Below are 14,719 nucleotides of genomic sequence, written 5' to 3'. Positions count from 1 at the left end.
GCGTTTTTTGACCTGGGTATCGCTGAACACTGCGCGATAAATCGCGCCGCTACGGATCAGTGCGGTTATTGACCTGGTCGGCATTGATGCCGACCAGGGATTGACGATCAGGACGGTGGCTACCTTGATTGCGGTAATCGGCCCGACTAACGCAAATCGGCCATCAGCACCTTAGAACGGCGCTGATAGTTGTACATCTTCTTCTTACTTTCCGGCAGCGACTCAATATCCACCGGGGTAAAGCCGCGTTCCTGGAACCAGTGAATGCTGCGGGTGGTGAGCACGAACAGCTTTTTCAGGCCCATCTGACGTGCCTGTAAAGCCACACGTTGCAGCAGCGCTTCACCGCGCGAAGAACTGCGATAATCCGGATGCACTGCCACGCAGGCCATTTCACCAATCTGCTCGTCCGGGAAGGGATACAGTGCCGCGCAGGCAATGGTCAGGTTGTCGCGTTCAATGATGGTGAACTTGTCGATCTCCATTTCCAGCTGCTCGCGTGAACGGCGTACCAGAATTCCCTGCTGCTCCAGCGGGCGAATCAGTTCAAGAATGCCACCGATATCATTAATGGTGGCGCGGCGAATCTGTTCGGCGGACTCCATCACGATCTGCGTACCGATACCGTCGCGTGAGAACAACTCCTGCAACAGCGCCCCGTCTTCCTGATAGCTGATCAAATGGCTGCGACGCACGCCGCTTCGGCAGGCCTTCACCGCACCGCGCAGGAAACGCACCGCTGCGGAGAGAAAATCGCCGTCGCTTTCCATTTCATCGATACGCGCCTGGGCATCGTTAGGGAACAGCTCAGAAATAATATCGCCATCGCGGTTGGTCACGCCCTGTTCGGCACAGAAACCAATCATTTTTTCCGCTTTGAGTTTGATCGCCAGCTGCGTGGCGACTTCTTCCGAGGTCAGGTTAAAGCTTTCACCCGTCACGGAAACCGCAACCGGACCGAGCAACACAATGGCACCGTTATCCAGCTGGCGATGAATCGCTTCTTCATCGATACGACGAATGCGTCCGCTGTGGCAGTAATCCACACCGTCATCCACACCAAGCGGCTGGGCAATAATGAAGTTGCCGCTGACCACATTAATATGCGCGCCCTGCAACGGCGTGTTGTTGAGGCTCATGGACAGCCGTGCGGTGATATCCAGCTGCAAACGGCCCGCCGCCTGCTTCACCAGCTCCAGCGATTGAGCATCGGTCACGCGCGTGTATTTGTGATAAATCGGTTCCAGTTGCTGCTGCGCCATGCTGGAATCAATCTGCGGGCGGGCGCCGTACACCACCACCAGACGAATGCCCAGGCTATGCAGCAGGCCGATATCGTTAACGATGCTGGAGAAGTTTTCATGTTCGATGGCTTCGCCACCCAACATGATGACAAAGGTCTTGCCACGGTGGGCATTTATATAGGGAACGGTGTGGCGAAAACCCTGAACCAGTTCGGTACTACGTTCCTTCACGGCAAACCCTCTGTGAATGATTATTCGAAATTTTTGTATTTTTATGCTTTATCGCGACGTAATGCAAGCGCCAGACCTGACGTTACTTTACGATTTTCCTGATGCAACCTGCGCTAACAGCCTGCATTATCTGGCTTTTCCGAAGTGAAAAGGCTCCATGGACGGGATAAAGTTTTCATCTTCTTTTACTTAACTGGCGATATTTTAGACATTACACAGTAGCTGGAGCGTCATGTCCGGAGTAAATCCCTTTTTTTCACGACGACGATTATTACAGGGCGCGGGAGCATTATGGCTGCTCAGCGTCAGCCGCAGTGGTCTGGCGGCCAGCCAGCATATCGTTGCTGTGCGTATCTGGCCTTCATCGACTTACTCACGCGTTACGCTGGAATCGAACGTTCCTCTGCAATACAAGCAGTTCACCCTCAGCAATCCCGATCGTCTGGTTATCGACATCGACAATCTGCATATCAATCCGGTACTGAAAGGGGTCGATAAACTGGTGCGCGTTGATGATCCCTATATCCGGACCGCACGCGTGGGTCAGTTCGACCCGAATACGGTACGCATTGTGCTGGAACTGAAGCGCAGCGTGGCACCGCGTACCTTCACCTTAGCACCGGTGGCCGGGATAAAGCATCGGCTGGTGGTGGATCTCTATCCCAGTCAGCAGCAGCCGGAAGAGGATCCCTTACTGGCGTTACTGCAGGATTACAACCAGGGCGATCTGGAACGCGATCAACCTGCCCAGGCACCGCTGCCGGGTAAAGCCGGACGCGATCGGCCGATTATTATCATGATCGATCCGGGACACGGTGGGGAAGATCCTGGCGCGCATGGCAAACTCAAAACACGGGAAAAAGATATCGTGCTGAAGATGGGGCGTTATCTGAAGGCGTTAATCGACAAACAACCCAATATGAAAGCCTATATGACGCGCAACGAGGATGTGTTTATTCCGCTGCGGGTGCGGGTGGCGAAAGCACGTAAGCAGCGTGCCGATCTGTTTGTGTCGATTCATGCTGATGCCTTTACCAGCCGGGCGGCACGCGGTTCGTCCGTGTTTGCGCTTTCGACCAGCGGGGCGACCTCTGCCGCCGCCCGTTTTCTGGCGCAAACCCAGAATGAATCGGATCTGATTGGCGGCGTCAGCATGAGCGGCGATCGCTACCTCGACCACACCATGTTCGATATGGTGCAGCGTCAGACCATCCACGACAGCCTGAAATTCGGCAAAGAAGTGTTGTCGCGGATGGGGCATATCAATCACCTGCATAAACGCACGGTGGATCAGGCCGGATTTGCGGTGCTGAAAGCGCCGGATATCCCGTCAATTCTGGTGGAAACCGCGTTTATCAGTAATGTGGAAGAGGAGAGGAAACTGCGCACCGCGCGTTATCAGCATCAGGTGGCAGAAGCCATCCTGCATGGTATCAAAGCGTATTTTGAGAAAGGGGCGGTGCTGGCGCATCGCTAAAGGATTGTGGCAGGGAGGCCACAATTTACCGGACGCCAGAAACAAAAAAACACCCGTTAAGGTGTCTGGTTGTATTGGTTGCGGGGGCCGGATTTGAACCGACGACCTTCGGGTTATGAGCCCGACGAGCTACCAGGCTGCTCCACCCCGCGTCCGTCTGTCGCTGTGCGACTTTTCACATTTTCTCTCTTCATWACTAAGAAGAGTTGGTTGCGGGGGCCGGATTTGAACCGACGACCTTCGGGTTATGAGCCCGACGAGCTACCAGGCTGCTCCACCCCGCGTCCGTGGATGCGCACTATACTCCGGGTTCGCTATGATGCAACCCCTTTTTGACAGAAAGCACAAAATTTCCAGTTAGTTGGTGAATAAATTCGCCGTTAGGTTATTAACTATACAGCTGTGGACGCGATACCCGGTGGCCGATTTCATTCTGTCTGCCCCTTTGCTATCGTCGCGGTGCAAACAACCGATAAAAAGAGAAGGTCATGAAAGCAAATCGTGTGAAGCTGGCACTTACTGGCGCATTTCTCGCGCTGCTGGCGGGTTGTAGCTCCAAACCTACGGACCGTGGTCAGCAATATATTGATGGTAAGCTGGATGAGCCGCTGGCGCTGGTGAATCAGCCCAATGCCAAAGGGCGTCCGGTTAATGGCAGAGACTTTGGCGATCAGGTTCGTCAGATCCAGTCTGCGTCTACCGGGTTGTATGGTCGTAACACCGGCACCTACAGCGCGATTGAGAATTGGCTGATGTCCGGCGGCGATACCCGCCAGCTGCGTCAGTTCGGTCTTAATGCCTATCAGATGGAAGGCACCGATAACTACGGTAACGTTCAGTTCACCGGTTACTACACGCCGGTTGTGGAGGCGCGTTATGCCCGTCAGGGCGAATTCCAGTACCCGATTTACCGTATGCCGCCACGCAGAAGCGGGCAAAAATTACCAAGCCGGGCGTCTATCTATAGCGGTGGTCTCGACGATCGCTACGTGATTGCCTGGAGTAACTCGCTCATCGATAACTTTATGATGGATGTGCAGGGTAGCGGCTATGTCGATTTCGGTGATGGTCGGCCACTGCGTTTCTTCGGCTACGGCGGTAAAAACGGCTGGGCCTACCACAGCATCGGTAAAGAACTGATCGATCGTGGAGAAGTGAAACGCGAAGACATGTCGATGCAGGCCATTCGTCAGTGGGCGCAGGACCATTCGCCAGAAGAAGTGCGTGCGCTGCTGGAAACCAACCAATCCTTCGTGTTCTTCAAACCGGAAGAGTATGTACCGGTGCGCGGTGCCAGCGCCGTGCCACTGATTGCCAAAGCCTCTGTCGCATCGGACCGCTCACTGATCCCGGCCGGGACAGCGCTGCTGGCGGAAGTGCCGCAGTTAAATGAGAAGGGCAAGTTCAACGGTAAATATGAAATGCGTCTGATGGTGGCGCTGGATGTCGGCGGCGCGATCAAGGGCCAGCATTTCGACATCTACCAGGGCGTTGGCCCGGATGCCGCCCATCTGGCCGGTTTCTATAACCATTATGGTCGTGTCTGGGTGCTGAAAACGGCACCGGGGGCGGGTCAGCCGCTGTTCAGTAATCCGCAAAACGGTAATAATGGTTCGATGTTGTTAGGTTCGAATTAATTTTCTCTGCGGGCAAGCAGGCCCGCATGAACAAAAGGTTGGTTATGACAGTGGTTAGCGACGCCTGGCGGCAACGCTTTGGCGGCACGGCGCGTTTGTATGGGCAGGACGCGTTGCAGCGTTTTGCCGATGCTCATTTTTGTGTGATTGGTATTGGTGGCGTAGGTTCCTGGGCAGCAGAAGCGCTGGCGCGCACCGGGATCGGCAAAATCACCCTGATCGATATGGATGATGTCTGTATTACCAACACCAATCGGCAGATCCACGCGTTGCAGGGCAAAGTCGGCCAGGCAAAAACCGAGGTGATGGCGGATCGTATCCGCGCGATCAACCCGGAATGTGAGGTGATCTGCATCGATGATTTCATCACCCCGGATAATACCGCCGAGCTTCTGCCCGTCGGCTTTGATTATGTGATTGATGCCATCGACAGCGTGCGGCCAAAAGCGGCGCTGATTGCCTGGTGTCGCCGCAACAAGATCCCGCTGATTACCACCGGTGGGGCAGGCGGGCAGATCGATCCGACACAGATCCAGGTCAGCGATCTGGCGAAGACGATTCAGGATCCGCTGGCGGCGAAATTGCGTGAGCGACTGAAAAGCGATTTCGGCGTGAAGAAAAACAGCAAAGGTAAGCTGGGCATCGATTGCGTGTTTTCCACCGAAGCGCTGGTTTATCCGCAACCGGATGGCAGCGTCTGTGCATCACGTAGCACGGCGGAAGGCCCGAAACGCATGGATTGCGCGGCGGGCTTTGGCGCAGCCACCATGGTGACCGCCACCTTTGGTTTTATCGCGGTTTCGCACGCGCTGAAGAAATTCCTCGCTCGCGCGGCACGCCAGGGGCATTAAGCGTACTGGCGCGCGGCACGTTGTACGGCTTCGGCCAGCGCCTGCAAACCGCTGCTGCGTGAAGCGCTGAGCTGCGCACGCAGCCCGAGGGTATCAAACAACGCCAGTGGATCCTGTTGTAACAGGGCAACTGGCGTTTTTCCTTCTACGGCGGTCAGCAGCACGGCCAGCAGGCCGCGCACGATACGTCCTTCACTGTCGCCATAAAAATGCAGCGTGCCATTACTTTGCAGCTGGCTGCTGAGCCAGACACGATTCTCGCAACCACTCAGTTCAATTTCGGGTGTTTTCAACTCTTCCGCTAACGCCGGGAGCTGACGGCTCAACTGAATCAGCTGGCGATAGCGATCCTCCCATTGGTGAAAATGGGTGAATTTCTCCGTCAGGCTGGCTTCCGTAATCAGATCGCCAAACGGGTGCGGGGCGAGCAGGGATGTACTCATCAGGTTATTCACTCAGTAATTCCACAGCGCTGTGCATGGCGCGCACCAGCGCGTCCACGTCCTGTAAATTATTATAGGGGGCGAATGAGACGCGCAGTGTGCCGCTGACCCCCAACGCCGCCATCAGCGGCTGAGCGCAGTGCTGACCCGCGCGCAGGGCGATGCCGTGTTCTGCCAACAGCGTAACGATATCGCTGTGGTGGATGCCCGCGATATCAAATGACAGCAGGCTGCTGCTGCCACAGCGGAAACTGCGAAAACCGGGCAGGGCGCTCAGCTGTTCTTCCGCCAGGCTTGCCAGCTGCTGGCTCCACATTTCCATCTTTTCCGCGTTGTGCTGGCTAAGCCAGCGCAGGGCAGCGCTTAAACCGATCACCCCGGCGACGTTGGGTGTGCCGGCTTCAAAGCGCCACGGCACCGGTTGTGGCGTGAAACCGTTAAAATCCACCTGTGTCAGCATTTTGCCGCCGCCCTGCCACGGCGACATCGCTTCCAGCAGTTCTGTCTTGCCATACAGCACGCCGATGCCCATCGGACCGTAGAGCTTATGACCCGAGAAGGCGTAAAAATCGATATCCATTGCCTGCACATCAGGTGCGCAATGCACCACGCCCTGGGCACCATCCACCATCACTTTGGCACCCACGCTATGCGCCAGCCGAATTGCCTGCGCCAGATCCGGGCAACCGCCGGTGACATTCGACATCTGACCTATCGCCAGCAACCGGGTGCGGGCATTCAATAATCCGGGCAGCTGCTGTATATCGGGCAGACGATCCGTGCCCAGCGGCCATTTCACCACTTTGGCACCTTTTGCCTCTGCCACCATCAGCCACGGCACCAGATTGGCGTGATGTTCCGCTTCGCTGACAACGATTTCATCGCCGGGTTGCAGGCGCGGAGCCAGCCAGCTGTTTGCCACCAGATTGATGGCTTCGGTGGTGCCGCGCGTCCAGATAATTTGGCGATCGTCTGCGGCATTCAGCCAGCGGGCGACGAGACCTCGCGCCTGCTCGTATTGCTCGGTCAGGGCGCGTGCGGCTGCAAACTGGCTGCGATGCACGGTTCCGGCGCTCAGGGAGTAGAACTGCTGAGTGGCCTCAATCACCGCCTGTGGCTTCAGGGCGGTGGCGGCACTGTCGAGATAGACTCCAGCATCGGCCAGCGCTGGAAACTGCTGACGAAAAGCGGAAGGTGTGAAAATAGTCATATCCGGCCTGTTGTGATGAATTTAGGACCAGACTGAAAGTCGGTCTGTTACCTGGCAAAGCTGGAAAAGTGCGTTATGCTAATTATTGCAAGGTTTAAACCAAAACCCGCATTTAGAATCGACCTTAACCAGTCGATTTCACTTTTTTAAGCTGCCTCTGTTCAGCGTCCCGCGGGTGGTTTGATGCAATCAATCTGCAAGGAGATAGAAAATGAAAAAACTCGCCGCAGTGCTGGCCGTATGTACCATGGCCTTTACCCTGGCCGCCTGTTCAAGCAATTACGTGATGCATACCAATGATGGTCGCACCATTGTTGCTTCAGGCAAACCCAAAGTTGACGATGATACCGGTATGATCAGCTATAAAGATGCCAATGGCAACCAGCAGCAGATTAACCGCTCAGATGTCAAAGAGATGGTTGAGATGGGCCAGTAAGTGACAGATAAAAAAAAGCACCGCAATTTGCGGTGCTATGTAAAATCACTATGGACAGACAGGGTAAATCTACAGGAATTAAAAGTTTGATCTGCAATCGTCAGATCAAAATGCAAACACAACATCACGACCACAAGCCAAAAGCTCTCCGAAAGTCTGCGAACTAACGCACGTTTCCAGAAATCTTTTCGTTCCGGCTCAGGAAGTGCGGCAACTATAGGTATTTGCTGGAGCTTCCTCAACGGACAATTTATAATGTCTCGGATTAATAAAACTAATACCTGACGACTTGTCATAAGTTGCTGTATTACTCTGTTGACCCGGATACGGAAAACCATGTCAAAACGCCTTCCCCCGCTCAATGCTTTACGCGTCTTCGATGCGGCGGCACGTCATTTGAGCTTCACTAAAGCTGCTGAAGAGTTGTTTGTTACCCAGGCGGCTGTCAGCCATCAGATTAAATCTCTGGAAGATTTCCTCGGTCTTAAGCTGTTTCGCCGGAGGAATCGTTCGCTTTTGCTGACAGAAGAAGGACAAAGCTACTATCTGGATATTAAGGAGATTTTCTCTGCGCTGAACGATGCGACGCGTAAACTTCAGGCGCGCAGCGCCAAAGGCGCATTGACCGTGAGCCTGCTGCCGAGCTTCGCGATTCAGTGGCTGGTACCACGTCTTTCCAGCTTTAATACAGCTTATCCGGGCATCGATGTGCGCATCCAGGCCGTCGACCGTGATGAAGAGAAACTGGCGGACGATGTGGATGTGGCGATTTTCTATGGTCGCGGTAACTGGCCAGGGTTGCGGGTGGAAAAACTTTACGCCGAATATTTGTTGCCGGTTTGCTCGCCATTGCTGCTGACAGGTGACCATCCATTGAAATCACCGGCTGATTTAGCGCATTTTACGCTGCTGCATGATGCTTCACGACGTGACTGGCAATCCTATACGCGTCAGCTAGGCTTGCAGCACATTAATGTGCAGCAGGGGCCGATTTTCAGCCACAGCGCGATGGTGCTACAGGCTGCCATTCACGGCCAGGGCGTCGCACTGGCCAATAATGTGATGGCGCAAAGTGAAATCGAGGCCGGTCGTCTGGTCTGTCCTTTTAATGACGTACTGGTCAGTAAAAATGCTTTTTATCTGGTTTGTCATGACAGCCAGGCAGAACTGGGTAAAATAGCCGCCTTTCGACAGTGGATCCTGGCCAAAGCCGCAACCGAACAAGAGAAGTTTCGTTTTCGTTACGATCACTAACGCGTTGATTGTTGCACAGTGACGTGCGTATACACTCTGAGGATTGTTAGATGTCCAGTCGTGCCATGTTTATTTTTGCAGCCATCAGCGGCTTCACGCTGGTGGCCTTTGGTGCTTTTGGCGCCCATGTGTTGAGCAAATCCCTCGGCCCGGCCGAGATGGCGTGGATTCATACCGGCCTTGAGTATCAGGCGTATCATACGCTGGCGATTATTGGTCTGGCCTCGGCGATGCTGCGTCGTGCCAATATCTGGTTTTACTGGAGCAGCGCCGCACTGGCGCTCGGTACCGTTTTATTCAGCGGCAGCCTCTATTGTCTGGCGCTGTCGCACCTGAAGTTTTGGGTATTTATAACGCCAATTGGTGGCCTCGGCTTTCTGATTGGTTGGTTTTTGATGTTGATTGGCGCACTGCGTCTGAAACGAAAGGCAGAACGCCATGAATAAAGTTTTACTCTATTGCCGTCCCGGTTTTGAGAAAGAGTGTGCGGCAGAAATCAGTGCTAAGGCTGCGGAGCGCGAAATCTATGGTTTCCCGCGGGTAAAAGACGATGCGGGTTACGTGTTGTTTGAGTGCTATCAGCAGGAAGATGCGGAAAAACTGATCAGTCAGCTGCCTTTTGCGGAACTGATTTTTGCCCGTCAAATGGTGGTGGTCGGTGAACTGCTGCGTGACCTGCCTCCGGATGATCGTATTTCCCCGATTGTCGGGATGTTGATGGGCGTAGTAGAAAAGGGCGGTGAGCTGCGGGTGGAAGTACCGGACACCAACGAAGCGAAAGAGCTGACCAAATTCTGCCGCAAATTCACCGTACCGCTGCGTGCCAGCCTGCGTGAAAATCGTATTTTGCTCAATTATGAAAGCCCGAAACGTCCGGTGGTCCATGTGTTCTTTATTGCGCCGGGCACCTGCTATGTTGGCTATTCATTACCGCAAAATAACTCCCCATTTTATATGGGTATACCGCGTCTTAAGTTCCCGTCAGATGCGCCCAGCCGCTCCACTCTGAAACTGGAAGAGGCGTTTCACGTCTTTATCCCGGCAGACGAATGGGATGAACGTCTGGCCAGCGGCATGTGGGCGGTGGACCTGGGAGCTTGTCCAGGCGGATGGACCTATCAGCTGGTCCAGCGCAGCATGATGGTCTACGCGGTGGATAACGGCCCGATGGCGCCCAGCCTGATGGATACCGGACAGGTGACGCACTGCCGTGAAGATGGCTTCCGCTTCCGCCCGCCGCGTACCAACATCAGCTGGCTGGTGTGCGATATGGTGGAAAAACCGGTGCGCGTTGCCAGCCTGATGAGCGAGTGGCTGGTCAATGGCTGGTGCCGTGAAGCCATTTTTAACCTCAAGCTGCCGATGAAAAAACGCTATGAGGAAGTGACGCAGAATCTGGCGATGATTGATGCCACCCTGAAAGAACAAGGCATCAACGCCCAGATTCAGGCGCGCCAGCTGTATCACGATCGTGAAGAAGTCACGGTACATGTGCGCCGGATTTGGGCGGCGGCAGGTGGACGTCGCGACGAACGCTAATCCTCCTTCATACTTTGCACTGCAGGTGCGTTGGCTGCGCGTGCTCACCCCAGTCACTTACTTGTGTAAGCTCCTGGGGATTCGCACACTTGCCGCCTTCCTGCAGCGCAAATTATTTTGGAGGATGTGTTTCTTCATCCTTTGCAGGATTGCGCCTGATAACGCAGGGTGTTCAGATTGCCTTGCAAAATGAGGTCGCGCTTCAGGGTGGCGACCTGGCGGCAAATCTCTGCCATTTCACGGTGTGCCTGCAATTTTCCCTGCCACTTCGACGGCACCTGATCCCACTGCTGATAAATCGCTTCCAGCGAGCCAAACTGCAACAGCAATTCGCGTGCGCTCTTTGGTCCGATTCCCGCTACGCCTGGAATTTTGCTGCTGCTGATACCGCACAAACCCCAGTAATCCACCAATTGCGCAGGCGCTACGCCAAATTCCTGTTCAATAAAAGGCACATCCAGCCAGCGTTTCTGGAAGTAATCACGGATACGGATGTTGGGGGCCAGTAGCTGGCAATAACCTTTGTCAGTCGAGACGATGGTGGCCTGATGCCCCGCGTCCGCCATCTTCACCGCCAGTGTGGCGGCCAGATCATCAGCTTCATCCTGATCGGCAATCCAGCAACTGACGCCCGCCGCCTGAAATGCCTGCTGAATAGCGGGCATTTCTCGCTGTAAATCTTCCGGCATCGGCGGGCGACCGGCTTTATAGTCCGGAAGCAACGTATGACGCCAGCCAGGCTGACGCTCCGCACTGTCAAACACCGCCACGACGTGGGTAGGCTGGGTATGGCCCAGTAACTGATGTAACGCAGCCACGCAGGCATCGCGGCATGGCGAACCCTGAACAGCATGCAAACGACGGATCAGATTCAGGGCATCAACAATAAGAAGGTGTAAAGACATGATGATAGCGGCAGCCCGCAGGCTGCCTTCCTGAGTTATTTGATGATTTCGTAGCAGGGGATGTAAGCGGTGCCCGGCAGCTTCATGCGGTGCTGGGCGACGAAGCCCTGCAGCAGTTCATCCATACGATGCATGATGTCCGGATCGCCGTGCAGTTTATACGGCCCTTTTTCGCGGATTTCGCGAATGCCCACTTCTTTCACGTTACCGGCGACAATACCCGAGAAAGCCCGACGCAGGTCCGCTGCCAGTTTTTCTGCGGGTTGGTTGGTATACAGATTCAGGTTAGCCATGTTTTCGTGGGTTGGCAGGAACGGCAGTTGCAGGTCCGGCACGATACGAATGGACCAGTTAAAGCTATAAGCATCGCCGGTTTCACGACGATACTCCTTCACCTGCGGCATGGCTTTTTTCATCAGACGCGCCACTTCGGCGGCATCATCAATGATGATTTTGTAATGTTTACGCGCGGTCTCGCCCAGCGTGCTGACAATAAAATCATCCAGAACGCGGAAATAATCGGCGCTTTCCTGCGGACCGGTCAGGATCAGCGGCAGCACCTGATCGTTGTTTTGCGGATTCATCAGAATGCCCAGCAGATACAACAACTCTTCTGCGGTACCGACACCACCCGGGAAAATCACGATGCCGTGTGCGATACGCACAAAAGCTTCGAGGCGTTTTTCGATATCCGGCATGATGATCAGTTCATTGACCAGCGGATTCGGTGGTTCAGCGGCAATGATCGACGGTTCGGTCAGGCCAATAAAACGGCTGTCACGGTAGCGCTGTTGGGCATGGCCGACGGCGGCACCCTTCATCGGCGCTTCCATTACGCCCGGTCCACAGCCGGTACAGATGTTCAGCTCACGCAAACCCAGTTGCGTCCCCACGTTACGGCAATACTGGTATTCCACCGCGTTAATGGAGTGACCACCCCAGCACACCACAGTATTCGGGTATTCACCCACATGCAGCGCGCGGGCGTTGCGCAGGATAGAAAAGACCAGGTTGGTGATGTGGGCTGAATCGTCTGCATCCAGGTTCTGGAAACGCTCTGCCGCAGAAAGTTGCCCGTTTACAAACAGGATGTCGCGCAATACGGCAAACAGGTTGGCCTGTAATGAGCGGATGATTCGACCATCGACAAATGCGTCTTCGGGTGGGTTGATCAGTTCGAGTTTAACGCCACGCTCGCGGCGCAATACGTTGATATCAAAGCTTTCGAAGCGGGAAAGCAGTTCATGACTACTGTCGGTCTGACTACCAGAATTGAGCACCGCGAGTGAACAGTTGCGAAACAGCTGGTACAGGTCGCTGCTGGCGGTGCGCTTCAGCATATCGACTTCCAGCTGGGAAAGCAGATCCATGGAGCCAAGAGGGCTAATATGAGTAATCAAGAGAACTCCTTTACACGCAAGTGCGTGACTGATGACGCTATGCCTGACTCGCTGGGCACAGTGACGATTATCCCTGGTCGCGTATGCTTTATTGCCCGCGCCTTCGACAGAGTAGCCTTGTCCGCGGTGAATGCTCAAGTGGAACCGCGCATCCGTGCTGCGGCCTGCGAGGCGTCTCGCAATCTGTTACTGGCGTACCAGACGGGAATAGCCCGGGGAGAAGGGAACGTTGCTGCGCCACGGATTGATATCCAGACCCCCGCGGCGTGTGTAGCGCGCGTAGACGGTTAAGGCTTCTGGCTGGCAAAAGCGTTGAATATCATTGAAAATACGCTCGACACACTGCTCGTGAAACTCGTTGTGCTGGCGGAACGAAACCAGATAGCGCAGCAGGGCCTCACGATCGATGCGTGGCCCTTTATAGCGAATCATCACCGAACCCCAGTCGGGTTGATGGGTGATCAGGCAGTTCGATTTCAGAACATGGCTGACCAGCGTTTCTTCGATGATGTCGTTGCCTGCGGCCTGGGCAAGGTATTCAGCATTAAACGCGTAATCGCGGATTTCAATATCCTGTTCGTCGATGACCTCACCGTTAAAATGGCCGATGGGCTGACCTTCGATTTCACTGATGCGGAACAACGCTACGCTCACCTCGCCTTCGGCACAGGCGCTGAGATCGCGCTCCAGTGTTTGGCGGACGTCACCCCAGTCGGCAAAAACCGTCTGATTAAAACTGTTAAGATAGAGTTTAAAGCTCTTTGATTCGATAAGGTTGCGGCTCGCGGCGTTGAGGACCACCTCACCCACCGCCACCTGCGGTACACCTTTGCTGTTAAGCCAGGAAAGTTCGTACAGCGTCCAGATATCTGCACCGTGAAACGGCAGATTATCGGGAAACAGCCCCAGCGGCTCGCGATTCAGGCTGCGCGGCACCGCCTGCAGCAGTGAATTGTCGTAATGATCGACATACGCTGTGGGTTTACCCAAGGTCAGGCCACTTAATACCTGATCCTGTTGTTCAGTAGACATAACGGTTACCACTAAAATCCATCAAAGGGGTTAAGTGTAACCTATCAGAAGCGAGAAGATGAATGATGCAGCAAACCGCGGATGCTTTGCGCGATTTTACCGACCGTTATTGTGCGCAATGGCGTCAGAACACCGGACATTTACCTGCGAGCAGCGAATTGTTGGGTGTTCCATCCCCCTGCATCCAGACCACGCTGGATGATCGGGTATTGTGGCAACCACAGCCGTTTACCTTACCGGCTACACTTGCCGCCGTTGAGCGCGCGCTGGATATCGAACTTCAGCCTGCGATTACCGCTTTTTACACCACGCAGTTTGCCGGTGATATGACTGCGCGTTTTCAGCAGCAATCCATTACCTTGTTACAGGTGTGGAGTGAAGAGGATTTCACACGGCTGCAGGAGAATTTAATTGGTCATCTGGTGATGAAACGTCGCCTGAAGCAAAGTCCGACATTATTTATCGCCACCACCGATTCTGAGCAGGATGTCATTTCACTGTGTAATCTTACCGGTGAAGTTATTCTGGAGCATCCTGGCAGTAAAAAACGGCAGATACTGTCCCCTGAAATTCAGATGTTTCTTAATGAATTACAACCGGTTAGCGACTGATTTGCAGACTTCGACCTGCCATTTTGTGAGAGATCTCTTACATGGCGTGTGAGAGATCGGCAAATTTTACTGAAGACTTCCTGACGGCAGGCTTGTAAAAATATTGTGAATCATGAGTTTATGGCAACTGTCCTAAAATAAAAAGATAACGGGCTGAGGTAACGGTCCTTAGTACCTTGTTAACGCGATAGTTTCTGCCAGAATAGTCACCACTGGCAGGAAGCCATGGATTAAGGGATGTTCAGGAGAGCATCAGCCAGGAAGGCAGGAACGTAACGGAGTTTGCGTCACAAGGAAGGCTTCAGGACGAAGCAGGACACTCAGGATTGAGTAAGGGACACCTCCAGGATGGAGAATGAGAGCCACGCGGGATGTGGCGGGCCAGGATGCCAGGGACCAATGTCATGATGACAAGCGATGGATAGCACGGGAAAAGTTGTCATGGATGA

At 54.2% G+C, this 14,719-nt stretch carries 14 protein-coding genes and 2 tRNA genes; 8 read left to right on the top strand and 8 right to left on the bottom strand.

Going from position 1 to position 14,719, the window contains the following annotated elements:
* Window positions 1-146: 146 nt before the first annotated feature.
* Window positions 147-1,475, bottom strand: coding sequence for an amino-acid N-acetyltransferase (gene argA / locus HA50_RS15705; RefSeq protein WP_084876502.1), 1,329 nt, complete (start codon window positions 1,473-1,475; stop codon window positions 147-149).
* 232 nt (window positions 1,476-1,707) lie between these two features.
* Between argA and amiC the strand changes: the two genes are divergently transcribed.
* The gene (amiC, locus tag HA50_RS15700) at window positions 1,708-2,952 is read left to right on the top strand and encodes an N-acetylmuramoyl-L-alanine amidase AmiC (RefSeq protein WP_139810937.1); all 1,245 of its coding nucleotides are present in this window, start codon (window positions 1,708-1,710) and stop codon (window positions 2,950-2,952) included.
* A 75-nt stretch (window positions 2,953-3,027) separates the two neighbouring features.
* Here the strand turns inward: amiC and HA50_RS15695 are convergent.
* Together HA50_RS15695 and HA50_RS15690 are read right to left on the bottom strand one after the other, a co-directional pair.
* Window positions 3,028-3,104: transfer RNA gene (locus HA50_RS15695), tRNA-Met, on the bottom strand.
* Between the two features lie 55 nt (window positions 3,105-3,159).
* A tRNA-Met gene (locus HA50_RS15690) sits at window positions 3,160-3,236 on the bottom strand.
* A 204-nt stretch (window positions 3,237-3,440) separates the two neighbouring features.
* On the opposite strand from HA50_RS15690, the gene mltA reads away from it, so the two are divergent.
* Window positions 3,441-4,589 carry a murein transglycosylase A gene (gene mltA, locus HA50_RS15685; protein ID WP_084876501.1) on the top strand — a complete coding sequence of 383 codons (1,149 nt, stop codon included), beginning with the start codon at window positions 3,441-3,443 and terminating at the stop codon, window positions 4,587-4,589.
* 44 nt (window positions 4,590-4,633) lie between these two features.
* Window positions 4,634-5,440: a tRNA cyclic N6-threonylcarbamoyladenosine(37) synthase TcdA gene (tcdA, locus tag HA50_RS15680; RefSeq protein WP_084878558.1), complete on the top strand. Its 807-nt coding sequence runs from the start codon at window positions 4,634-4,636 to the stop codon at window positions 5,438-5,440.
* Here tcdA and csdE read toward each other — a convergent pair.
* Window positions 5,437-5,883, bottom strand: a complete 447-nt coding sequence (gene csdE / locus HA50_RS15675) for a cysteine desulfurase sulfur acceptor subunit CsdE (RefSeq protein ID WP_084878560.1) — start codon at window positions 5,881-5,883, stop codon at window positions 5,437-5,439. The two genes, tcdA and csdE, sit on opposite strands and share 4 nt — an antisense overlap.
* A 4-nt stretch (window positions 5,884-5,887) precedes the next feature.
* Window positions 5,888-7,093, bottom strand: a complete 1,206-nt coding sequence (gene csdA, locus HA50_RS15670) for a cysteine desulfurase CsdA (protein WP_084876500.1) — start codon at window positions 7,091-7,093, stop codon at window positions 5,888-5,890.
* Window positions 7,094-7,304: 211 nt separating this feature from the next.
* Between csdA and HA50_RS15665 the strand changes: the two genes are divergently transcribed.
* The 4 genes from HA50_RS15665 (at window position 7,305) to rlmM (ending at window position 10,322) form a co-directional block, all read left to right on the top strand.
* Complete coding sequence (locus tag HA50_RS15665; RefSeq protein WP_013510266.1) at window positions 7,305-7,529, top strand: YgdI/YgdR family lipoprotein; 225 nt, start codon at window positions 7,305-7,307, stop codon at window positions 7,527-7,529.
* 336 nt (window positions 7,530-7,865) lie between these two features.
* Window positions 7,866-8,783: a transcriptional regulator GcvA gene (locus HA50_RS15655; protein ID WP_084876498.1), complete on the top strand. Its 918-nt coding sequence runs from the start codon at window positions 7,866-7,868 to the stop codon at window positions 8,781-8,783.
* Between the two features lie 50 nt (window positions 8,784-8,833).
* The gene (locus HA50_RS15650) at window positions 8,834-9,229 is read left to right on the top strand and encodes a DUF423 domain-containing protein (RefSeq protein WP_084876497.1); all 396 of its coding nucleotides are present in this window, start codon (window positions 8,834-8,836) and stop codon (window positions 9,227-9,229) included.
* On the top strand, window positions 9,222-10,322 hold the full coding sequence (gene rlmM, locus HA50_RS15645; RefSeq protein WP_084876496.1) for a 23S rRNA (cytidine(2498)-2'-O)-methyltransferase RlmM: 1,101 nt from the start codon (window positions 9,222-9,224) through the stop codon (window positions 10,320-10,322). The genes HA50_RS15650 and rlmM overlap by 8 nt, the downstream gene beginning before the upstream one ends.
* 134 nt (window positions 10,323-10,456) lie before the next feature.
* On the opposite strand, the gene xni is transcribed toward rlmM, so the two are convergent.
* From xni to queF, 3 genes are all read right to left on the bottom strand, one after another.
* Window positions 10,457-11,227 carry a flap endonuclease Xni gene (gene xni, locus HA50_RS15635; RefSeq protein ID WP_084876494.1) on the bottom strand — a complete coding sequence of 257 codons (771 nt, stop codon included), beginning with the start codon at window positions 11,225-11,227 and terminating at the stop codon, window positions 10,457-10,459.
* Between the two features lie 35 nt (window positions 11,228-11,262).
* Entirely contained in the window at window positions 11,263-12,627 is a 1,365-nt protein-coding gene (gene ppnN / locus HA50_RS15630; protein WP_084876493.1) for a nucleotide 5'-monophosphate nucleosidase PpnN, read from the bottom strand.
* Between the two features lie 186 nt (window positions 12,628-12,813).
* On the bottom strand, window positions 12,814-13,659 hold the full coding sequence (gene queF, locus HA50_RS15625; RefSeq protein WP_084876492.1) for an NADPH-dependent 7-cyano-7-deazaguanine reductase QueF: 846 nt from the start codon (window positions 13,657-13,659) through the stop codon (window positions 12,814-12,816).
* 62 nt (window positions 13,660-13,721) lie between these two features.
* Here queF and syd point away from each other — a divergent pair, with 62 nt between their 5' ends.
* The gene (syd, locus tag HA50_RS15620; protein WP_084876491.1) at window positions 13,722-14,270 is read left to right on the top strand and encodes a SecY-interacting protein; all 549 of its coding nucleotides are present in this window, start codon (window positions 13,722-13,724) and stop codon (window positions 14,268-14,270) included.
* Window positions 14,271-14,719 lie beyond the last annotated feature (449 nt).

The sequence above is a fragment of the Pantoea cypripedii genome, from assembly GCF_002095535.1.
GTDB lineage: Bacteria > Pseudomonadota > Gammaproteobacteria > Enterobacterales > Enterobacteriaceae > Pantoea > Pantoea cypripedii.
This window is presented reverse-complemented; position numbering and strand designations above follow the sequence as displayed.